This window comes from Proteus sp. LHD240705 (genome assembly GCF_047921555.1).
Lineage (GTDB): Bacteria > Pseudomonadota > Gammaproteobacteria > Enterobacterales > Enterobacteriaceae > Proteus.
The window spans coordinates 195075-218875 of the sequence record NZ_JBLRMI010000002.1; the positions used below are offsets into that span (position 1 = coordinate 195075).

The window sequence follows — 23801 nt, forward strand, 5'->3', positions numbered from 1 at the left end:
TTCCAGTTTTGTTACACAATTTAAAGTAGCATAAAATACCTTATTCCTTATAAAAGTACAAATCCCCAAATAACTCTAAAATAGTAGCTTTATTTTCTTTGTTTATCCCTTTGTGATAGCAATATCTATACTACAATAGGAGTAAGGATCGAATAAATTTTATTTAAGTTGAGTTTATTTTTGGGTGCAAAAAAAGAAAAAATTTGACATCTCTCTCGCTTTGCTTTAACCAGTATATAGTCAAACTAAATTTGAGACAGACAGGATAGTTATGCGTATTTACAGCCCAGCTAAAATGACAATTATTACCACCACCACCGGAATCTTATATTGCGGGGCGGGCTGTCGCATATAAAAAACGAAAATCGAAAAAGCCCGCATTGAGAAATGCGGGTTTTTTTTTGGGTGAAAAATCAGGAGAGCTGTATGCGAGTGTTAAAATTTGGGGGAACTTCAGTTGCCAACGCAGAGCGTGTGCTGAATGTTGCTGATATCGCTGAGAAAAAAAGAGAGCAAGGACAAGTCGCTCTTGTATTATCAGCACCAGCCAAGATAACTAACTACTTGGTTGCAATGATTGAAAAAACGGCAGAAGGCGAAGATCCTCTCACTCAAGTACGAGAAGCCGAGCAAATTTTTGCCAACTTATTACAAGGTTTAAGAGAAAAACAACCTGGTTTTGACTATGAGCGCTTAAAAGATAAAGTTGAGCGTGAATTTGCAGAGATCAAACATATTCTTCATGGGATCTCTTTATTAGGCCAATGTCCTGATAGCATCAATGCAGCGATGATTTGTCGTGGTGAAAAGCTCTCTATCGCTATAATGGGATCCGTTTTGCAGGCTCGTGGCTATAATGTCACTGTGATCGATCCGGTCAAAAATTTACTCGCACAAGGTCATTATTTAGAATCAACAGTTGATATTCCTGAGTCTACTCGCCGCATCTTAGAACTCAATATCGCAAAAGACGATATGATTTTAATGGCAGGTTTTACTGCGGGTAATGAAAAGAATGAACTCGTGGTATTAGGTCGTAATGGTTCAGACTACTCTGCTGCTGTGTTAGCCGCTTGCTTACGTGCAGAGTGTTGTGAAATTTGGACTGATGTTGACGGTGTTTATACTTGTGATCCTCGTTTAGTTCCTGATGCACGTCTGTTAAAAGGCATGTCTTATCAAGAAGCGATGGAACTCTCTTACTTCGGCGCTAAAGTACTTCATCCTCGCACTATTGCTCCAATCGCCCAATTCCAAATTCCTTGTTTAATAAAAAACACAGGCAACCCAGATGCGCCAGGTACATTAATTGGTGATGGTCAAAAAGATGATAGTACACCAGTTAAAGGGATCACCAACCTTAATAATATGGCGATGATCAACGTATCAGGCCCTGGTATGAAAGGTATGGTGGGGATGGCCGCTCGAGTGTTCTCTGTTATGTCAAGAGCAGGTATTTCTGTTGTTCTGATTACACAATCTTCTTCTGAATACAGCATCAGCTTTTGTGTACCGCAAAAAGAACTTATTAGAGCGCAAAAAGCCTTATCAGATGAATTTTATTTAGAATTAAAAGACGGTGTACTTGATCCATTAGATATCATGGAAAACGTCGCTATCATCTCCGTTGTAGGTGATGGTATGCGTACTTTAAAAGGGATCTCAGCGCGTTTCTTCTCTGCTTTAACCCGTGGCAATATCAATATCGTTGCGATTGCTCAAGGCTCTTCAGAGCGCTCTATTTCTGCCGTTATTGCGAATGATTCTGCAACTAACGCGGTGCGTTTATGCCATCAAATGCTTTTCAACACTAATCAAATTGTTGAAGTCTTTATTGTCGGTGTTGGTGGTGTTGGCAACGCATTAATTGAACAAATCCATCGCCAGCAAGCATGGTTGAAAAATAAGCATATCGATCTTCGTGTATGTGGTATTGCTAACTCAAGAGCCATGCTGACAGATATGCAAGGTATTGATTTAGATAATTGGCAACAAGAACTTAACGAAGCCAAAGAGCCTTTTAGCTTTAGTCAGCTTATTCGTTTAGAAAAAGAGTACCACTTCTTAAATCCAGTGATCGTTGATTGCACATCAAACGAAGAAATTGCGCGACAATACGCAAATTTCTTACAAAATGGCTTTAACGTGGTTACACCAAACAAAAAAGCGAATACGCTGTCGATGGACTATTACTACCAAATTCGACAAGCAGCGGAAGCTTCACGCCGTAAGTTCTTGTATGACACTAACGTTGGCGCAGGTTTACCGGTTATTGAAAACTTACAAAACTTGCTCAATGCGGGCGATGAGTTAGTTCAATTTAATGGTATTCTTTCAGGCTCCTTGTCATACATTTTTGGTCAACTAGATGAAGGTAAAAGCTTATCTGAAGCGACTCTTTCAGCAAAAGATAAAGGTTTTACAGAGCCTGATCCTCGTGATGATCTTTCTGGTATGGATGTTGCGCGTAAACTGCTTATTTTAGCGCGTGAAGCGGGTTATAAATTAGAACTTAGTGATATCGATGTAGAGCCTGTGCTGCCTGTTTCATTTGATAGCTCAGGTGATGTAGCCAGCTTCTTAAACCGTTTACCTCAAGTTGATGTTGAATTTGATGCAAAAGTCGAAGAAGCACAAAAAGCAGGTAAGGTATTACGTTATGTTGGCATCATCAATGAAGGAAAATGCCAAGTTAAGATAATGGCAGTTGATGCAAATGATCCTCTGTTTAAAGTGAAAAATGGTGAAAATGCTTTAGCCTTTTACACTCGCTACTATCAACCTATTCCATTGGTATTACGTGGATATGGTGCTGGTAATGATGTTACTGCTGCTGGGGTGTTTGCAGATGTATTACGTACCTTATCATGGAAATTGGGAGTTTAAGCGTGGTTAAAGTTTATGCACCGGCATCAATCGGCAACGTGAGTGTCGGATTTGATGTCCTTGGCGCGGCAGTTTCACCTATTGATGGGCAATTATTGGGTGATTGTGTCACCGTTGACGCGGCTTCGGCATTTACACTTGAAAGTAAAGGGCACTTTGTTAGCAAATTACCTTCAGATCCTAAGCAAAACATTGTGTATCAATGTTGGCAGTTATTTTGTGAAAAATTAGGCAAAGAACTTTCTGTTGCAATGACGCTTGAGAAAAATATGCCAATTGGTTCTGGTTTAGGATCAAGTGCTTGTTCTGTTGTTGCGGCATTGGTTGCACTTAATGAATTTGCCCAAAAGCCTTTTGGTGAGAGACAATTGCTGCTGATGATGGGGGAGCTTGAAGGTCGTATTTCAGGTAGTGTGCACTATGATAATGTTGCACCTTGTTATTTAGGTGGGTTACAACTTATTTTGGAACAAAATGGCACTATTTGTCAGTCTGTACCAACATTTGATGATTGGTATTGGGTTATGGCATATCCGGGAATTAAAGTTTCTACGGCAGAAGCTAGAGCGATTTTACCAAAACAATACTCTAAAGCAGACATCATTAACCACGGTCGTTATTTATCGGGTTTTATTCATGCTTGCCATACTCAGCAATCAGGACTAGCCGCTAATTTGATGCAAGATGTGATTGCAGAGCCTTATCGTACCCAACTTCTTCCGGGGTTTGAAAAAGCCAGAGAGGCTTCGCAGAAGAAAGGTGCATTAGCTTGTGGTATTTCCGGCTCAGGCCCTACCATTTTTACGATTAGTGATTCATTAGAAATCGCACAAGAGATGGCCGAATGGCTGAAACAAAACTATGTACAAAACAGTGAAGGCTTTGTACATATCTGCCGTATAGATACGCGTGGCGCAAGACAGATAGGATAAGTCATGAAATTATATAATTTGAAAGATAATCAAGAGCAAGTCAGTTTTGCTCAAGCAGTAAAACAAGGTTTGGGTAAACAACAAGGGCTCTTTTTTCCACAAGACTTACCTTCGTTTTCTAAAGCTGAAATTGATGAATTATTAGCACTTGATTTTGCAACACGTAGTAGCCGTATTTTAACAGCCTTTATTGGTGATGAAATTCCTGCTGATGTATTAGAAAAACGTATTAGCACCGCATTTGCATTTCCTGCACCGGTAACCCAAGTTGAAGATGATGTAAGTTGTTTAGAGCTTTTCCACGGCCCGACACTGGCATTTAAAGACTTTGGTGGTCGTTTTATGGCGCAAATGTTGTCAGAAGTTGCTGGCAACCAACCTGTTACTATTTTAACAGCAACATCAGGTGATACAGGCGCTGCTGTAGCTCATGCTTTCTACAAATTAGAAAATGTACAAGTTGTTATTCTTTATCCTGAAGGCAAAATTAGCCCGTTACAGGAAAAACTGTTCTGTACATTAGGTGAAAACATTCACACTGTTGCAATTAAAGATGATTTTGATGCTTGCCAGTCATTAGTGAAACAGGCTTTTGATGATGAGTTCTTAAAGAAAACAATGTATTTGAACTCAGCGAACTCCATTAATATCAGTCGTTTGCTTGCTCAAATTTGTTATTATTTTGAGGCCGTTGCTCAAATCCCTGCGGAAAAACATGAGCAGCTAGTGATTTCAGTACCAAGTGGTAACTTTGGTGATCTAACGGCGGGTTTACTCGCTAAATCTCTGGGATTACCTGTAAAACGCTTTATTGCGGCAACAAACGTAAATGATACCGTTCCTCGCTATTTAGATAATGGTAAATGGGAACCTCATCGCACTGTGGCGACGCTTTCTAATGCGATGGATGTTAGCCAACCTAATAACTGGCCACGTATTGAAGAATTGTATCGTCGTAAAGGTTGGGATCTTTCTGATCTTGCTCATGGTTCAGTGAGTGATGAAACAACAGAAGAAACGGTGCGTGAACTCGCGAAGAAAGGCTATATTTCAGAGCCTCATGCCGCGGTTGCTTATCGTTTACTGCGTGATGAGCTGAAAGAGGGCGAATATGGTCTGTTCTTGGGGACAGCCCATCCCGCGAAATTTAAGGAGAGTGTAGAGCGTATTTTAGGGGGGGAGTTGCCATTACCTAAAGAGCTAGCCGAGCGTGCAGATAAAGAATTACTTTCGCACTTCTTACCTGCTGATTTTGCGCAGTTACGTGATTTTTTATTAGAACGTGCGCCTAAATAAAAATTAATAATTTTGAAATAATTAATTTCTAATTTAATTAATTATTTATCCTGAAAAAAGCCCAACATAATGTTGGGCTTTTTTTATGAGCTAAATTTTAAAAATAGGAAAATAAGGATTTAAAAGAGTGGATTTGAATTATATATTTTCTTTTTAGAAGGATATATATATTCAACAAAAAGGAATGAAATATGAATGGATTCAGAAAGTTAATTTTTAAAGATGATATAAATAGAATTGCATTAATAATAGAAAATCATATAAAAGAGCATAGCGCAGAATTATTCTGTAAATTTGAATCAGTAAAAAGGGTATTAACTGAAAATTACACTTCGATCCTTATTTCTAAAAATGAATATGAAGCAAATGAATTTCTTAGAAGAATAGAAAATAATTTTTCACTCTATAATAAAAATGAATTTACTAAAAGTATTGATTTTGTCAGAGTAAAAATCAATTTAAGTATAGAGAATCTATTTTTAAATAGTGCTAAATTAACAGCTAGAGAGCCGATTAAAATAAAAAAAGAACGTATGAACACTCTTCTTTTTCAGCATTCTTCGGGAACTTATTATGTAGAATTGGAGAACAAAAAACTTATTTTAGAAATAGATAATGAAAATGATATATTTAAAATAATTGATTTTGAAGGTGAATCCGTTTTTTTTTATAGTAAAGGTGATTTGATTAATAGTATAGAAAATACAATTAAAAAAAATAATAATAACGATTTTTTATATTATCGTAATTATAATAAAAAAGAGTATTCTAATTATTTTAATTTAAATGAATATTGGAATGTAAGTAATAACGATATAATAAATGAAATTATTATTGATATAAAAATAAAAAAACAGATAGATATTGACTCACGTTTTTCTATTGAGCTTAATGAAAGCTTCTCCTATAAAAATATTTTTATTATACGGGATAAGATAGAAAAAACCGAGAAAGTATTACATATCTATACTGATGATATAGAAGAGGCGTTTACGATTGCGAAATATAAATATAGCCAGATACCCGAAAATGGAGAGCATCTAATTTACAAAGTGGGTACTGGCTGGTTTACGACCAAAATAAAAAATAATATAGTAAAGCGGTTTTCACAATCTGAGGATCTACTTAAGCCACTTGAAAAAATAATGAGTCGAATTAATCTTATTGCTTCAAAAGAAACTAATTATGATTTTAGTCATGTCCAATCACTTACTGGATTATGCTATGGTTTGAGTTTGAGTTATTTATTAGAGATTAGAAATAGTGGATTAGAAGGGGGGCATAAATATTTATTTTGGCTAAAAGAAAATATTTCTTCTTATCAAAATGAAAAGGAAATTATACTAAATAAATTAGACTCTATTTTATTTAATAATATACAAGAGTATGAAGTATTAAATTTAATGAAAGAAGTAAAAAATATTATTTTTGCTCAATATTTTCAAATGGAAAGGTTATGTAATAAAGTTCAATACTTTGTTTTTGATTCGTTAAAGTCGGTTCAATATAATGAAGTATTAAATAAAAAAGGGTTGGGGAAATCAAATATTCATCATATTGGTTTTAGTCAAGAAGAAGTCAGTCATCATATAGATCGAATTATACAGGGATATAATGATTATTATGCCATTATTGCATTCAAAGATCATGTTATAGCCATTGCATATAAAAAATATTCTGAAAACAATTACAAGTTTACATTATTTGATTCAAATAGTGAGTTACTCGAGTTTTCTGATCCTTTAGCTATAAAAGAAGTATTGGCAAGCAAAATGGATTTCTATGGAGCTCATGAAATAGAAGGTAAAAAATATATTACTTTTGATGAGTATAAAAAAACGGATTCATTAAATTATAGAAGTGTGTGGAATAATGATGATGTTGATATCAATAAAGGCATTGCTGAAAGTATAAAGAAAATAGGTTTTTCATTACCTTTTAGCGAGGGTGTTACAGGACGTGTTATTCATTATAGTGAACAGCGAGATCTTATTCTCCAGCTTAAAAAAGAGAATGTTTTAATAGAAGTTGTTGTAAAAAATTCATATGTTGATGAGGGTATTTACTTAGTTAAGCATCATATTAATGATATTCTTGGAAATAATCAGGCAAGTAAGATTATTTTGAATAAAAATGATGATAATAGTATTGATATTGATGTGGTCGAATTCAATAATTTCCAAGAGATCAAAAAAAGAAATGGATATGTTGAATTTAATGATATTTATTACAGGGATTTAATTGAAATAAATAGCTATTTAGTTAAAGGAAATAAATCAAAAGAATTAAAAGAAATCGTTTCTTTAATAGATATATTAAATGGAAATATCTATTTTGATAAATTAACGGCTAGTTTTTCTCTAATTAATAAAATAAATTTATTTAATTATAATAAGAATGTCTCACTTGTTGGAATTTTAAATAAGGTTAAAAATAAGTTAGAAGATAAATTGTTTTACGATAGATTGATTTATGGAAAAGAAAAATTAATTTCACTTGCTGAAAAAAATAGTTTAGTGGCTGCAAAGCTTTATCAATTAATGGTGAATGAAATTAATGATGGTTCTCATGGTGTTAGTAATTTTATTTATAATCAAATTATAGAGAGTCCCTATTTATTATTGGATAAAAATAGAAATGCTGGCGTTGAGGGGTACGATTACACTATTGAATTTAAAAATAACTACCAATATTTAATTGAGATAATTGAACACATTGATATCCCTGAATTAAAAAACACATTTCTGATAGAGGATAATAATAAACTACATTTAAAAGAGAACTATCAAAAACTATCAAAATATAGAGATAATGAAGATATAAATAAACTACTCAATTTAATTGAAATTGAAATAGATGTTAAAAAAGGTAATAATTTAAGTTCTTATCATGAATTATACTTTGATTACTTTAGAAATAACCAATTTTCAAATAGAATGATCGTCCATGAAATAAATCAGTTAGAAACTTACTTTAATAATAATTATTGTGAAAGAAATTATGGTTATCATCCAAACAATTTTTATGTTAATGAAGAAAATATTCATATTCTTTTTGATAAATCATTAAATCAAAATAGAAATAAAATAGATAGTAGTTATTTATTATTTGACGATAATAAAGATAACTTTAATTTCTTATTTGATGATAAGAATTTATTTAATGGGAGGAATATTGATAACATTATTATAGATAGTATAGATGCTTACTATCAAGATGATATAATAATTTATTTTTATAATGGTGTTAAAAGTGAGAGTTTAAGTATTTACTTAAATGATAAACCAGAAATAAGCGATTTTCTTGATTATTGTTTAAAAAATAAAATAAGAATTATTGCAACAGGAAATGAAGAGGATAGTTTTTTTCAGCAAGATTTTATTAGACAAAAAAATGATGTTGAAAAATTACATAATATTATTTTAGAAAATCAATTTTTTAATGAAAAAACGATTGTTTTTGCTAAAAAAGAAAAATTATTGAGTTATCAATCGGGTGATTTTTTTATTGAGGGTATTGCTCAACGATTAAATATGCCGATCTACCAGATTATTGATAATAAGGTTTCTCTTTTAATAGACAACATTATTGTTAAGCCACTTATTGAGAGGCAGTATATCGATAAACCTTTACTTGCCAGTGTGGTATCAAACAATGTAATTATATCTGAGGCGGAGTTTGATGATTTTATATCTATTTCAATAGAAGAAAAAATCAGTATTGAAAATAAAAATCACACTAAAGAGATCTATCAATTACTTTCTAACCTGTATCCTAACTATCGAGATAATGAAGAATTTAAATTAGGTTATAATAAAGATATTAAAACGGTTATTTTTGATTGTTCAGATAATATAACAATATCTGATGTTCTAGATTATATTAAACTAAATCATTACAATCTTAATATTTATCAAATTGGAACTATTATTAATAAAGTCGATCACCTTAGTGCTGAACAGCATAGGAAAATATTAAAAGAACTTAGTCAAAAAATTATCAGTAATGATATTTCAATAAGTACCGCATGCAGAAAATATCTATATGAGCTATCTTCTTTTTTTAAAACTTCAGATGAAAATAATATAGAAAAAAAATTAACACAAGTAATACATGATCCATTAGTTAATAAAAAATTCAATCAATATTTGATGAGCGAAATGACATATCAACAATGGCTATCATTGGACTCATTGTCAGAAGAAAAATTGACATTAACAAAAAAAACAAATCAAGCAATAGAAATTATTCATGCAGTTTATGACAATCCAACATTAATTAAAAAATTAAGCTTACTTTCAAAAAATCTTCTGACTACATTTTTTGATAAAAACAAAAAAGGCATTTTATATCGAGTATTGCTAGACAATATATCAACATTTGAAAACTATAAAAAAATAATAAACAAACTTCAAAATATCATTTTTATGACTCGCAATAAAATGATACTTGAATCATCATCACCAGAAATAGCATTAAAGAAAGCAAGTGATTTAAATTCGTCAGATATTTTAGATGTGAAAGATAAGATCTTTGATTATAAAAATAAAGAGATAATAAAAATAAATGATTTCTTTTTTGATAAAAGTTTATTAGTCAGTTTAGGTGCTAAGGTAAGTGGAAAAAATATCGATGACATTGATCTCAGTAAGATAGAAAAATGGGACTTAAAATTAACATTTGATCCTTATCACCTTAATGATTATTTTCTATCAATATCGGGTAGTGAAAAGGATAAAAAAGTCATCTCTTTGTTTCGTTATTTATTAAATAATAAAGAAGAGAAAATTAAATATCTCCTTTCTAATGATGTAAATAGAATCGACTATCTTGCTGCATCTGAACGATTAACTAAAATGATTAAGCTAGGAAATAAAGGCTACAGTGATAAAGATTGGAATTTATTAAGAAATGCATCATTAACACTTCCTCGACATATGAAAATAATTAGTAAAATTGGTTACGCTAATATTACTTATGGTATGTGGCAGTCAATTAATTCCACGTTTATGCTTGCTGAACAACTAAATAACCCATTGTTATCGCCTAAAGAGCGAAAAGAGATCATTAATAACTTAGCTATTATGTGGTCTGAGATGGCTTACAATGGTCTTTCTGAATTGATTGAAATTACATTAGCTAAAGGATTACTAAAATATCGTCATAATCCACTTGAATATGTAAGTAAGATAAGTACGAAAGTAGGGATTGGACTTAATGTTCTTTCTATCGGATTTGATATTTATAATGCCTATGATAATTTTAGCCGAATTTCTGGTGAAAATAATGAAAAAAGGAAAATTGATTATATTGTTAATGGTTCCTTTGCTGTTGTATCTGGGTTGGTTACGCTAGGGGTTTCTATTGCAATGCTTGCAGGTTCAACGATTGCAGGCCCTATTGGTATTGTGGCGGGTGCAGTTATTGCACTTGCAACATCGATTTATAATGCAGCAAGGCTTATTGAAGAAGCAAAGACAAAGGTAAATTTTACGCCATTAGAAGAACTTAATAATGGTTTTTATGCCTTTTTAATGGGGGATTTACTGCCAAATAAAAAGAATGAAATCATCTATTTAGAAACAGAAACACAATTAGAAGAGATGATTGACAAAAATGCAGTCAATTATCTTGATGAGATAAAAAAACAAAATCATCAGAGCCGTTATTTTTATACAAATGAAAAACAGGTTTACCAAGAATATTATTATTATAAAGTCATACCAAACTTAATGGGAAAAACATTAGATTCAATTTTAAATCCATTAGGAGAATATGTTGCTCAACGGATATCTCAAAATATCAGTCAAGAAGTAGCTGAAAAAATAGCTGCACTTTCTTATCATCTTCGCTCAGAAAAAACAGAATATAAGTATTATCTTCCTAAAGAAGCAATAGCAACCCATGAGACACTGATTTTTGATGTTGATTTTTATGTTAACGAATTGAATCGCTATACAATGGATATTATTTCCGATGATGATTCTCCCATTTTTGATAATATAGTCGATAGTGATTTTTTAAAAAATATAAGAACAAATAGAGAAAATATAATTAATGTATTAGGTGTGGGAAATTTATCGGAAAGTTTAATAAAAGCTAATAAATATAAAAAATATTATGTCTCAGATTGGAATGAGAATGAAAAATTCTATTTTAATACCTATCATGGTAATGATGTTATTGCAGCACCTTTAATTACTCAAAATACCTTTGATATTTATAATGGTACTAAACGATTAAGTGGAGGCGAAAAAAATGATATGTTCAATTTGTTTTCCTCTGAATCGCCACTTTATGCGAGTCGTTTTTATGGCAGAGAGGGAAATGACACACTTCGTATTATAAAAATAACAAACAAATATACGGGATATGAGGTTAGTTTATCTAATAACTATGTTAAATTCAGACAATCAGAAGAACAAACAAACAGTCAAAATTTTCATTCAAAGCTATTTCTTTATCAAGAGAATGGGCGTTTGTATTCAAAGCAATTAGTTGATTCTATGCCTAATATTGTCTTACAAGATCAAAATGTGATTGCCTATTTAGACAGTATTGAGAACGTAATTGGTAGCGAGGCTGGTGATGATATTATTTATGGTAACCAAGAGAATAATTATTTAGATGGTGCTGGCGGTACCGATTTATTATATGGGTTAGGAGGAAATGATACTCTGGTTTTACGAGAAGGTTATGCTGAAGGAGGGGAGGGAAATGATAACTATGTTATTTTAAGATCTTCTTTAGAAAAAAATTATAATATTCAATTTCAAACAATTATTAATGAAGTGAGTCATATCGAGTCTAGTATTGTGCAATTAAACTATCATTTTGATGAAATTGCTGCTATTTCTCGTCAAGAAAAAGATATTATTTTTGATATAAAAGTAAATGATGGAAATGAAAATAATGAATTAATTTATCACTCTATAAAATTAAAAAATGTTTATGATGATTCTGTAAATAATACGCTTTCACATTGTTATACGTTAATAACTCAAGATGGTTTTTTACTCACGTTGGATGAAAATACTAAAGATAAAATATTATACAAATTTAGTTATTTAGAACAATATAATAAATCAAAACTCATTATTAAAGACTTTTATATTAATGAGATTGAAAAATTAATTATTACGGCTTTTAAAAGTAAGAGTAGAAATATAAAATTATTGCCTGAATTTGAATACAGTGGTTTCTTATCTGGAACAAATTTACGACTTGGTATTCACGGGAATAACCAAAATAATAATTATTTGGGTATTGATTCTAACTCATACATTAAATTGAGTCAGGGCAATGACAACTATCAAATAAAAACATTTTTAACAAAAAATAAGAATGAAAGAGTGAATATTTTACTGTCTGACTATATTGATAAACTAACTGATGATAATGTGAGCCATTTCTTTTTAACAGATATAAGTGGTTTTGATTTGACATTTAAAGATGGTCTTTTATCTCATCGCTATCTTCCAGATGATTATTTAACGCTATCTTTCAATCCAACGCTATTAAATAAAATTGTCAATACAAACGTGACTATTCGATTAATAGATAAAGACAATGTTGTTTTTACACTTCCTACAAAAGAGAGCCAACAACATTTATTAACACCAATGACGGATCTAAATTTTACTATTAGTGCAGGAAATGATGTGCTTATGATCCCTGAATCACTGACCTTAAATAAAGAGGCATTATCGACTTATTCACTTGATTCACCTTACTCTTTGTTAAGATCTATTTTAATGACTCAACAGAAACCACACAATCAATCAATTGAACACTTGCCTATTCTCGAGTTAATGGCAGGTGATGATATCGTCGTTAATCATAATAAATGTAGCTCGGTGATTGATGGCGGAAAGGGCGATGATCATATTGTGGTTAATCACGGACATCATATTTTAATTGCGGGAGAGGGGAACGATAATCTCAGTGCAGGAAGTGGAAATGATCTTTTGATCTCTGAATCAGGTCTTGATTATTTAAGTGGTGGGAGTGGTAGTAATATTTATATCGTGAACAAGCGTTATGGTGAAGTCACTATTTATGATGAAGGCGAAAATAGCCAACTTTTTATTTCAGGATTATCTGAACATGATGAATTCATTTCTTCTCAAGTGGGTGACGATTGGCAGTATAGAACAGAAGATGGTCAATTTATTTTAACCCTAAAAACAAAAGAAAATCAGACGAATAGCTCGGTTACAATTATCAAAACAGAAAACACACTTTCAATGCAATCCCTCGCTTCGATTATTCAAGAAATGGCGCAATTTAATGAACAACAATTGACAACAATGCAAGGTAGTGAATTTATTCCATCTCCAACATGGTCACCTCTATCATTAGTGGTAAAACATTTGTGAGCCTCAATATAAAAAAACAGCACTGATTTTAGTGCTGTTTTTATTGATAGCTAATAGTTAATATTTTTATTTCGCCAGTGATTCTGCACGTTTAAATACGAGAGTGTTACCCTCTGATTCTGCTGAGTTAAATTGATAACCTTCAAGATTAAATTCTTTCAGTTGTGCTTTATTAGTTAGTTTTTCTTGAATAATAAAGCGACTCATTAATCCACGGGCTTTTTTAGCGTAGAAGCTGATAACTTTATATTTGCCATTTTTTTCATCAAGGAAAACAGGTTTAATAATATCAGCATTGAGTTTTTTCGGGTTGACCGATTTAAAATATTCATCAGACGCTAAATTGATTAAAACATTATCACCTTGTTCTTCAAGTGCTTTGTTTAGCGCTTCTGTAATGGTATTTCCCCAAAATTGGTATAAATCGCTTCCTTTTTTATTTTTTAGCTTTATTCCCATTTCAAGACGATAAGGTTGCATTAAATCAAGAGGGCGCAGTACGCCATATAAGCCAGAAAGCATACGTAAATGTTGTTGTGCAAATTGAAAATCATCTTCAGAAAAAAGCTCTGCTTGCATTCCGGTATAAACATCACCTTTAAATGCCAAAATAGCTTGGCGTGCATTTTCTGGTGTGAAATTAGGTTGCCATTCACCAAAACGAGCGGCATTTAATCCCGCGAGTTTATCACTTATTTTCATTAAGCTTGCGATATCGCTCGATGACAATTTTCGACATTCTTCGATAAGTTGTTGGGAATATTTTAGCAATTCAGGTTGGGTGAAGTGCGTTGTTGCTAAAGGCGATTCGAAATCCAGTGTTTTAGCTGGTGAAATGGTGATTAGCATAATTCCCTCGATACGTTATTTTAATGTTGACCAAATATAGCAAATTCTTTCGATTAAAGACTAAATTATAGTAATAGGAAAAAACAATGGTTTCTCTTATTTGTCGTAAAACTCGACGATTTAAACGATTCAGCCTGTGATTTTCTTCTGTTTTTTTCCGCTTTTGTTTTGCGAAAACGTTTGGCATTCAAATAATTGCTTTGTATGAATCTAAGCGTCTTGTAGTGTGAGCAGTCCATGTTATTATCAATAGATATCCGCAGGTGACTGCAAACAGATTTACCTAGTAGATGAGATAAACAAAATGACCAACAAATTGACTTCTTTGCGTAAGCTGACAACTGTTGTTGCTGACACTGGTGACATTGCAGCAATGAAACTGTATCAGCCACAAGATGCAACTACCAACCCATCTTTAATTTTAAATGCAGCTCAAATTCCTGAATATCGTAAATTAATTGATGAAGCGATTGAATGGGCTCGTTCACAAAGCGATTCTCGTGAACAACAAATTGTTGATGCTTGCGACAAACTGGCAGTGAATATCGGTTTAGAAATTTTAAAACTGATCCCAGGTCGTATTTCAACAGAAGTTGATGCACGTCTTTCTTACGACACACAAGCATGTATCGAAAAAGCACGTCATTTAATAAAACTTTATAATGATGCAGGTATCAGTAACGACCGTATTCTTATCAAATTAGCATCTACTTGGCAGGGGATCCGTGCCGCAGAGCAATTAGAAAAAGAAGGTATCAACTGTAACCTGACTTTACTGTTCTCTTTCGCTCAAGCGCGTGCATGTGCTGAAGCAGGTGTTTACCTGATTTCTCCATTTGTTGGTCGTATCATGGATTGGTATAAAGCCAATACAGATAAAAAAGAATTTGCTCCAGCTGAAGATCCAGGTGTTATTTCTGTTACTGAAATCTATAACTATTACAAACAACACGGTTATAACACTGTTGTTATGGGCGCAAGCTTCCGTAATATGGGTGAGATTTTAGAATTAGCAGGTTGTGACCGTTTAACTATTGCACCAGCACTGTTAAAAGAATTATCAGAAGCTGAAGGTGAAGTTGAACATAAATTATCTTACAAAGGTGAAGTGAAAGCGCGTCCAGAAGCTATCACTGAAGCTCAATTCTATTGGGAGCACAACGCTGACCCAATGGCAGTAGATAAATTATCTGACGGTATTCGCAAATTTGCTGTCGATCAGGAAAAATTAGAGAAAATGATTGCGGATTTATTATAATTCGTCGTTAAATTCTTATAAAAATCTTAAATACCCATCTTATACAGGTGGGTATTTTCATTTTTTGCTTCTCAAAATAACATTTAAGTAAATTTTAAGATTAAATTGATTGGAATATATTATTTATCCAGTAATAATTATAAAAATATATTATTAAAATACTCTATTTATTATTGGTGAATTATGAAAAAGATTGTCTTGGCAACGGTACTTGCATCGTTATTTTTTAGTGGCGCTGCAATGGCAGAAAGTAAAACTGCTTTCTCTTTACCTGCAATTGAAAAAAGTGCTGAAAGTGGAAATGCAGCATCTCAGTATCAATTGGGTGTGAAATATGAGAATGGTGAAGGTGTTGAGCAAGACTCACAAAAAGCACTAGAGTGGTATACCAAAGCGGCAGAACAAGGCCATGCTGAAGCACAGTTAAATTTAGCACTTATGTATGACATGAGTGATGATATTGACCGTGATGCAGAAAAAGCGGTTTATTGGTATAACAAAGCGGCTGTTCAAGGTGTCTCTTTAGCCCAATACAATCTTGCGGTTTCTTACGATGATGGTGATGGCGTAGCGCAAGATCATGAGAAAGCAGTGTATTGGTATACTAAAGCGGGTGAGCAAGGTGATAGTGATGCTCAATACAACCTTGGGATCTCTTATGATGAAGGTATCGGTGTAGCACAAGACCATGAAGCAGCGGTTGTTTGGTATACAAAAGCAGCAGAGCAAGGTCATGCAGACGCACAATATAACCTTGCTGTCTCTTATGATGATGGTGAAGGTGTAGAGCGTAACGGCACTAAAGCGGTTTTCTGGTATACAAAAGCAGCCAACCAAGGTAATCGTGATGCGCAAAATAACTTAGGCGTAATGTACGATGAAGGCGACGGTGTCGCTAAAGATGCACGTAAAGCCGTTGAATGGTATAGAAAATCAGCTATACAAGGTAATGGTTTGGCACAAAATAACTTAGCTTTAAACTATTATTACGGTAAAGGCGTTAAACGCGATCTGAAAGAAGCTTATGCATGGTTCTCTGTTGCTGTTGAAAATGGTGATGGTGATGAAGCTATGCTAAAACGTACTGCTCGCGCATTAAATGCAGCACAATTAGCCGAAGCGAAAAAATTAGCAGCATCTTATATTACTAAATATATTGATGAGTAATATTAATTAATATTATTCAAGATTAAAGAGGGGGAGCTTATGCTCCCTTTTTTATTTTTAGCTAAAGCCAAATAAAAATAGATTATTATCATTTCTTTATTATCTATTCTCAATAATCAAATTTTAAATATCAATAATATATTGAGATTCTTTTTAATTCTCTTGTGTTCTCATGGTAATATCTGCGCGCAAGTTAGACGGTGATTGATTAATAGAGGTTTGATATGAACGAATTACGCATAGGGTTAGTTTCTGTTTCTGATCGCGCATCAAGTGGGATTTATGAAGATAAAGGCTTACCCGCTTTAGAAGCTTGGCTAAAGGCTGCATTAACTACGCCTTTTCATATCGAATCACGTTTAATTCCTGACGAACAACTCATGATTGAGCAAACACTGTGTGAGCTAGTTGATGAAGTCGGCTGTCATTTAGTGTTAACAACAGGGGGAACTGGCCCTGCTCGTCGTGACGTTACTCCTGATGCTACGTTGGCTATCGCAGACAGAGAAATGCCAGGTTTTGGCGAGCAGATGCGTCAAATTAGTCTGAAGTTTGTACCCACAGCTATTTTATCTCGCCAAGTTGGTGTTATTCGTAACCAAGCGTTAATTCTAAATTTACCAGGACAACCTAAGGCTATTGCAGAAACATTAGAAGGGTTAAAAGATAACGACGGTAATGTGATTGTTAGCGGTATTTTCGCTAGTGTACCGTACTGCATTCAACTGCTTGATGGTCCTTATGTCGAAACTAATGAAGCTATTGTTGCTGCTTTTAGACCTAAATCAGCCCGCCGTTCCACTTCAGCATAAATAATGTAAGAGGTTATTTTTGTCACCAAACTTCTGGCTAGGAAAAGCTTTGACTAAGTTTGGATAACGCAAAAGTAACCCTATATTTATTTGATATTTTTATTATAAAAGTTAAAAAACATTATTTTTCAAATAGTTATTCTCTTATTCTAAGCATGGTCTTAAAAATACACTTTAGATAAGTCATAATGTTATTTGTGAATGATGTAACGTAATGAAAAATAACAAGTTTTAATTCTCGTTTTATTCTCAGACACAAAATTTTCGCATTTTTTGCATTTTTTTTCATTATTCCCCTTGATGAATGTATTTATGACCCCATCTTCTTTTTCAACTGCAATTACCACTATTGAGTTGCGTTGATTTTGTATCCGCTTGGAGATGATGTTGTTTAGTCTATTAATTTATGACTTGAAAAATGAATATTCATCCTCATATAGATTGGTAATCAAATTGATAAAGAATTCTCTTTGGAGGCGTTTAAATGGGTAAAATTATTGGTATTGACCTGGGTACAACTAACTCTTGTGTTGCTGTAATGGATGGCAAAGCTGCCCGGGTTATTGAAAACGCAGAAGGCGATCGTACTACTCCTTCAATCGTTGCTTATGCACAAGATGGTGAAATCTTAGTTGGTCAACCTGCAAAACGTCAGGCTGTGACTAACCCACAAAATACTTTGTTTGCCATCAAACGTTTAATTGGTCGTCGTTTTGAGGATGCCGAAGTTCAACGTGACGTTGCTATCATGCCTTACAAAATTGTAAAAGCAGATAACGGTGATGCTTGGGTTGAAGCACGTAACGAAAAAATGGCTCCACCACAAGTTTCTGCTGAAGTCCTGAAAAAAATGAAGAAAACAGCAGAAGACTATTTAGGTGAAGCAGTTACTGAAGCTGTTATTACTGTTCCTGCTTACTTTAACGATGCTCAACGTCAAGCAACTAAAGATGCTGGTCGTATCGCAGGTCTTGAAGTTAAACGTATTATTAACGAACCAACAGCGGCTGCTCTGGCTTACGGCTTAGATCGTGAAGTGGGTAACCGTACTATCGCAGTTTACGACTTAGGTGGTGGTACATTCGATATCTCTATCATCGAAATCGATGAAGTTGATGGCGAAAAAACCTATGAAGTTCTGTCAACCAATGGTGATACTCACTTAGGTGGTGAAGACTTCGATAGCCGTTTAATTAACTATTTAGTTGATGAATTTAAGAAAGAACAAGGCATTGATCTACGTAACGATCCATTAGCAATGCAACGTCTGAAAGAAGCAGCAGAAAAAGCGAAAATCGAATTATCTTCTGCACAACAAACAGATGTTAACTTGCCATACGTTACAGCTGATGCGACTGGTCCTAAACACTTAAATATCAAAGTCACTCGTGCAAAACTGGAATCTTTAGTTGAAGATTTAGTTAAACGTTCAATGGAACCAGTACGTGTTGCATTAGAAGATGCAGGCCTGAAAGTTAGCGAAGTTAGCGACGTTATTCTGGTTGGTGGTCAAACTCGTATGCCAATGGTTCAAAAAACCGTTGCTGATTTCTTCGGTAAAGAGCCACGTAAAGACGTTAACCCAGATGAAGCTGTTGCAATGGGTGCGGCTGTTCAAGGTGGTGTGTTAGCGGGTGATGTTAAAGACGTTCTGTTACTTGACGTAACACCACTGTCTTTAGGTATCGAAACAATGGGTGGTGTAATGACTTCCCTGATTGCGAAAAATACCACAATTCCAACTAAACATAGCCAAGTGTTCTCTACCGCAGAAGATAACCAATCTGCTGTAACTATTCACGTATTACAAGGTGAACGTAAACGTGCAAGTGATAACAAATCACTGGGTCAGTTTAACTTAGATGGTATTCAAGCTGCGCCACGCGGTATGCCACAAATCGAAGTTACTTTTGACATCGATGCTGATGGTATCTTGCATGTATCAGCGAAAGATAAAAACAGTGGTCGTGAGCAAAACATCACAATCAAAGCTTCTTCAGGTTTAAATGAAGATGAAATCCAAAAAATGGTTCGTGATGCAGAAGCAAACGCAGAAGCTGACCGTAAGTTTGAAGAATTAGTACAAACTCGTAACCAAGCTGACCAATTAGTTCACGGTACACGTAAACAAATTGAAGAAGCGGGTGATAAATTACCAGCGAACGATAAAGAAGCTATCGAAAAAGCGGTAAGCGAGTTAGAAATCGCTTCTAAAGGCGAAGATAAAGACACTATTGAAGCAAAAATTAAAGCATTAGTTGAAGCTTCTGAAAAACTGCTAGAAATCGCACAACAACAAGCTCAAGCAGGCGCCGCAGGTAATGCGACGGGTGCTGATGCAAGTGCGAAGAAAGATGACGATGTTGTCGATGCAGAATTTGAAGAAGTTGACGGCAAAGACAAGAAATAATGCCCTTAACGGGCCGCGGTAACTCACCTGTGAATAGTTACTGATACCGAACACGGGCGTCGAGGAAACTCAACGCCCGTGTGCTTATGTCAAGGGTAATCTAGAATGGCGAAAAGAGATTTTTACGAAGTACTCGGTTTAAGTAAAACTGCCGACGAAAAAGAAATTAAACGCGCATATAAGCGTTTAGCAATGAAATATCACCCAGACCGTAATCAAGGTGATAAAGAGTCAGAAGCAAAATTCAAAGAAATCAAAGAAGCCTATGAGATCTTAAGTGATGCTCAAAAACGTGCTGCTTATGATCAATATGGTCATGCTGCGTTTGAACAGGGTGGATTTGGTGGTCAAGGTGGCGGCGGCTTCGGCGGTGGTGCTGACTTTGGTGATATCTTTGGTGATGTATTTGGCGATATTTTTGGCGGTGGTCGTCGTCAACAACGTGCAGCACGTGGTTCTGACTTACAATACAACATGGATCTAACGCTTGAAGAAGCGGTTCGTGGCGTCACTAAAGAAATTCGTATACCAACACTGGAAACATGTGACAAATGCCATGGTAGCGGTGCTAAAGAAGGCACATCAGCAGAAACCTGTTCTACTTGTCATGGCGCTGGTCAGGTTCATTTACGTCAAGGTTTCTTCACTGTACAGCAAGCATGTCCAACTTGTCATGGTCGCGGTAAAGTGATCAAAGAGCCTTGCTCTAAATGTCATGGTGATGGTCGTGTTGAACGCTCTAAAACGCTGTCTGTCAAAATTCCAGCCGGTGTTGATACTGGTGACCGTATTCGCTTAAGTGGTGAAGGTGAAGCAGGTGAAAACGGCGCGCCAGCAGGCGATTTATACGTACAGGTTCATGTTCGCCAACATCATATTTTTGAACGTGATGGCAATAATCTTTACTGTGAAGTCCCTATTAACTTCGCCATTGCTGCTTTAGGTGGCGAGATTGAAGTCCCAACACTTGATGGCCGTGTGAAACTTAAAATTCCAGCAGAAACACAAACTGGAAAAATGTTCCGCATGAAAGGCAAGGGCGTTAAATCAGTACGCAGTAGTAGTATTGGTGACTTAATGTGTCGCGTTGTGGTTGAAACACCCGTCAAACTGAATGAGAAACAAAAAGAGTTAATGCAACAACTGGGTGAATCATTCGGTGGCAAGAGTGGTGAGAAAAATACCCCTCGTTCTAAAAGCTTCTTAGATGGTGTGAAAAAATTCTTTGATGATTTAACCAAATAATTTTTCTTATCACCTTCAAAAGGCCTGATGATAAATTCTGTCATCAGGCTTTTTTATTTGAATTATGTTTTGTTCTATCCCATCTTGATAGCAACAATACCGGCTAAAATCACTAAACACGCCAATAGCTGTTTACGGTTAAATTGCTCTTTTAACAGATAAACAGATAAGATCATGGCAAATAACACGCTGGTTTCCCTTAGTGCAGCGACAAGCACAATAGAGGCATGACTCATCGCCCATATCACTATGCCATAACTTACCAATTGCATCACGCCACCAAAGAAAGCTGGCTTCCAATAATCCTTTATCTTGGTTTTTAAATGTTGGCGATAACGAAGCCAAGCAAGTAAATACATTGCGATGCCATTTAAAAAGAAGAGCCATAAAATATAAGCAAACGGTGTTTCACCTACACGAGAGCCATTACCATCAGATAGGGTATAACTTGCGGTAAATAATGCGGTAAGTAGCGCAAAAAAGAGTGCATCTTTACGTAAATTAAACTCTGCTATTTTTCTACTACGTGAGATAAGGATAATACCCAAAATGATAAACAAAATGCCAATGAGCCCAGCAATAGGTAGTGTTTCATGGAAGAGAAAAAAACCAAGAAAAGCAGTCATTAATGGCGCACTGCCACGAGAGATAGGGTAGACCTGATTAAAGTCAGCTAGGGTATAACAGCGACTTAAAGAGAGTGTGTAACCAATATGAAATAAAACAGAAAGAATAAGCCATTTCCAAGCACCGGCATCAGGGAGCCCAATCCAAAACAGGGCGGGTAGAGTTACAGCACCCGAAAAAAAAGTCAGTAACGAGATCCCTAAAAATCGATCACTACCTACTTTAACTAATGCATTCCAACATGCATGAAAGATAGCAGCAAATAAAACGGCAATAAAAACAGTAATCGACATATTGATAGAAACCTTAATGTAACGAGAGTATTCACTATCTATAGGACAATAACACAATGGTTAAATAGTGAAACATGCAACATTTTCTTTTTATTTATAATTGCGGGGTATATTTTAATATGAAGAATAACATTAGCATTATTTATGTAGATAAGAAAAATTGATACTTTTGATCTATTTTGTTGATTGGTGTTAATTATTAAATTAGATGCTTATTTTTGTTGTTTTTTAAATAAAGTTTTATTAAATCAATATGATAAAAATAACTTTTATAAATCTGCTTTTATTCTATTTTTTTCTATATTTTGTTGAGTGACGACGATTATTTGCTTTGTTTTTCTTGATATTTTCTCTTTGTTTCGGAAATATCGATTTATTATCCATAAATAATCTGTTTTTTACGAATTCATAATTAGCATATTATTAACAAAATTAGTAATTTTGAGGTTAATATTATGACGGCAATTATTAGACAATTTTTGAGATTAGAGGCATCAGGCGGTATTCTTCTGATTATTGCTGCTATTATCGCATTGATTATGGCGAATACACCTCTAAGTGCTTTGTATAATGAGTTTTTATCTATTCCAATTATGATCAAATTCGGTGCATTCGAACTTGATAAACCATTATTACTTTGGGTAAATGATGCCTTAATGGCGATCTTTTTCTTAGTAGTCGGATTGGAAGTTAAACGTGAATTAAAAGAAGGCTCTTTGGCTCAGCGTGATAGAGCCATTTTCCCTGCGATAGCCGCAGTAGGTGGTATGTTAGCACCCGCATTGATTTATTTGATGTTTAATCATGCGGACGCAATTGGACAGCAAGGTTGGGCAATTCCAGCGGCAACTGATATTGCTTTTGCACTGGGGGTTATGGCGTTACTGGGTAAGCGTGTTCCTGTCGAGTTAAAAGTCTTTTTGTTAGCGTTAGCTATCATTGATGACTTAGGTGTGATAGTCATTATTGCGCTCTTTTATTCAAAGAGTATTGCATTAATGCCTCTCGCTTTGGCAGGTTTAATCGTGATTGCTCTGGGCATAATGAACTGGCGTAAAGTGGGTAATACGGCTGCTTATTTAATTCTAGGGTTCATCTTGTGGGTGTGTATTTTAAAATCAGGTATTCATGCAACGATTGCAGGTGTGATTGTTGGATTCCTTATCCCATTGAGAAATAAAGAAGGTGATTCTCCTTCTGAAGAATTAGAGCATGTGCTACACCCTTGGGTTGCCTATTTTATTTTACCGCTGTTTGCATTTAGTAACGCAGGGGTTTCTTTAAATGGCGTAACGCTTGATGGCATGTTATCTGCCTTACCGTTAGGTATCGCGTTAGGTCTATTTTTAGGTAAGCCGATTGGAATTTTCCTCTTTAGTTGGGTTTCGGTAAAACTAGGCATTGCAAAATTACCAGATGCGATTAATCTTAAGCAAATATTTGCAGTATCTGTGCTATGTGGTATCGGTTTTACTATGTCTATCTTTATCGCAGGGTTAGCATTCGATGGTGCGGATGAAGCTTATAATACCTACGCTAAACTTGGTATTTTAGTCGGTTCAACAGTAGCCGCTGTTGTGGGATATTTGTTACTTCATTCTGTTTTACCGAAGTTAAAGACAAAGTCAATATAGGGAAATTTATTACG

At 34.5% G+C, this 23801-nt stretch carries 12 protein-coding genes; 10 read left to right on the plus strand and 2 right to left on the minus strand.

Annotation, left to right across the window (positions count from 1 at the left end):
• The first annotated feature begins 426 nt into the window (after positions 1 to 426).
• The 4 genes from thrA to ACNART_RS04345 all read left to right on the plus strand — a co-directional run bounded on the left by thrA (position 427) and on the right by ACNART_RS04345 (position 13492).
• Positions 427 to 2886 carry a bifunctional aspartate kinase/homoserine dehydrogenase I gene (thrA, locus tag ACNART_RS04330; RefSeq protein WP_368927419.1) on the plus strand — a complete coding sequence of 820 codons (2460 nt, stop codon included), beginning with the start codon at positions 427 to 429 and terminating at the stop codon, positions 2884 to 2886.
• Positions 2868 to 3818 (plus strand): homoserine kinase, encoded by a 951-nt coding sequence (gene thrB, locus ACNART_RS04335; protein ID WP_368927417.1) that lies wholly within the window; start codon positions 2868 to 2870, stop codon positions 3816 to 3818. Before thrA ends, thrB begins: the two co-directional genes overlap by 19 nt.
• A 3-nt stretch (positions 3819 to 3821) precedes the next feature.
• Positions 3822 to 5114, plus strand: coding sequence for a threonine synthase (gene thrC / locus ACNART_RS04340; RefSeq protein WP_198632072.1), 1293 nt, complete (start codon positions 3822 to 3824; stop codon positions 5112 to 5114).
• Positions 5115 to 5305: 191 nt separating this feature from the next.
• Complete coding sequence (locus ACNART_RS04345) at positions 5306 to 13492, plus strand: RTX toxin (RefSeq protein ID WP_368927415.1); 8187 nt, start codon at positions 5306 to 5308, stop codon at positions 13490 to 13492.
• Between the two features lie 66 nt (positions 13493 to 13558).
• Here ACNART_RS04345 and yaaA read toward each other — a convergent pair whose 3' ends face one another.
• On the minus strand, positions 13559 to 14341 hold the full coding sequence (gene yaaA, locus ACNART_RS04350; RefSeq protein WP_198619307.1) for a peroxide stress protein YaaA: 783 nt from the start codon (positions 14339 to 14341) through the stop codon (positions 13559 to 13561).
• A gap of 304 nt (positions 14342 to 14645) precedes the next feature.
• Here yaaA and tal point away from each other — a divergent pair, with 304 nt between their 5' ends.
• From tal to dnaJ, 5 genes are all read left to right on the plus strand, one after another.
• The gene (gene tal, locus ACNART_RS04355; RefSeq protein ID WP_198619308.1) at positions 14646 to 15599 is read left to right on the plus strand and encodes a transaldolase; all 954 of its coding nucleotides are present in this window, start codon (positions 14646 to 14648) and stop codon (positions 15597 to 15599) included.
• Between the two features lie 183 nt (positions 15600 to 15782).
• Positions 15783 to 16766 (plus strand): tetratricopeptide repeat protein, encoded by a 984-nt coding sequence (locus ACNART_RS04360; protein WP_109371853.1) that lies wholly within the window; start codon positions 15783 to 15785, stop codon positions 16764 to 16766.
• 224 nt (positions 16767 to 16990) lie between these two features.
• A complete protein-coding gene (gene mog, locus ACNART_RS04365) occupies positions 16991 to 17578 on the plus strand; it encodes a molybdopterin adenylyltransferase (protein ID WP_109371851.1) in 588 nt (195 codons plus the stop codon).
• 484 nt (positions 17579 to 18062) lie between these two features.
• Positions 18063 to 19988, plus strand: coding sequence for a molecular chaperone DnaK (gene dnaK, locus ACNART_RS04370; RefSeq protein ID WP_198619310.1), 1926 nt, complete (start codon positions 18063 to 18065; stop codon positions 19986 to 19988).
• Positions 19989 to 20093: 105 nt separating this feature from the next.
• Positions 20094 to 21233, plus strand: a complete 1140-nt coding sequence (dnaJ, locus tag ACNART_RS04375; RefSeq protein WP_196532347.1) for a molecular chaperone DnaJ — start codon at positions 20094 to 20096, stop codon at positions 21231 to 21233.
• Positions 21234 to 21307: 74 nt separating this feature from the next.
• Here dnaJ and ACNART_RS04380 read toward each other — a convergent pair whose 3' ends face one another.
• Complete coding sequence (locus ACNART_RS04380) at positions 21308 to 22153, minus strand: EamA family transporter (RefSeq protein WP_368927411.1); 846 nt, start codon at positions 22151 to 22153, stop codon at positions 21308 to 21310.
• A 455-nt stretch (positions 22154 to 22608) separates the two neighbouring features.
• On the opposite strand from ACNART_RS04380, the gene nhaA reads away from it, so the two are divergent.
• On the plus strand, positions 22609 to 23787 hold the full coding sequence (gene nhaA / locus ACNART_RS04385; RefSeq protein WP_196532345.1) for a Na+/H+ antiporter NhaA: 1179 nt from the start codon (positions 22609 to 22611) through the stop codon (positions 23785 to 23787).
• Positions 23788 to 23801 lie beyond the last annotated feature (14 nt).

Bases quoted from the DNA above. Each gene is read 5' to 3' on its own strand.
- dnaJ (WP_196532347.1), top strand. From the start codon at position 20,094: ATGGCGAAAAGAGATTTTTACGAAGTACTCGGTTTAAGTAAAACTGCC.
- ACNART_RS04360 (WP_109371853.1), top strand. From the start codon at position 15,783: ATGAAAAAGATTGTCTTGGCAACGGTACTTGCATCGTTATTTTTTAGT.
- dnaK (WP_198619310.1), top strand. From the start codon at position 18,063: ATGGGTAAAATTATTGGTATTGACCTGGGTACAACTAACTCTTGTGTT.
- ACNART_RS04380 (WP_368927411.1), bottom strand. From the start codon at position 22,153: ATGTCGATTACTGTTTTTATTGCCGTTTTATTTGCTGCTATCTTTCAT.
- ACNART_RS04345 (WP_368927415.1), top strand. From the start codon at position 5,306: ATGAATGGATTCAGAAAGTTAATTTTTAAAGATGATATAAATAGAATT.
- thrA (WP_368927419.1), top strand. From the start codon at position 427: ATGCGAGTGTTAAAATTTGGGGGAACTTCAGTTGCCAACGCAGAGCGT.
- nhaA (WP_196532345.1), top strand. From the start codon at position 22,609: ATGACGGCAATTATTAGACAATTTTTGAGATTAGAGGCATCAGGCGGT.
- mog (WP_109371851.1), top strand. From the start codon at position 16,991: ATGAACGAATTACGCATAGGGTTAGTTTCTGTTTCTGATCGCGCATCA.
- thrB (WP_368927417.1), top strand. From the start codon at position 2,868: ATGGAAATTGGGAGTTTAAGCGTGGTTAAAGTTTATGCACCGGCATCA.
- tal (WP_198619308.1), top strand. From the start codon at position 14,646: ATGACCAACAAATTGACTTCTTTGCGTAAGCTGACAACTGTTGTTGCT.
- yaaA (WP_198619307.1), bottom strand. From the start codon at position 14,341: ATGCTAATCACCATTTCACCAGCTAAAACACTGGATTTCGAATCGCCT.
- thrC (WP_198632072.1), top strand. From the start codon at position 3,822: ATGAAATTATATAATTTGAAAGATAATCAAGAGCAAGTCAGTTTTGCT.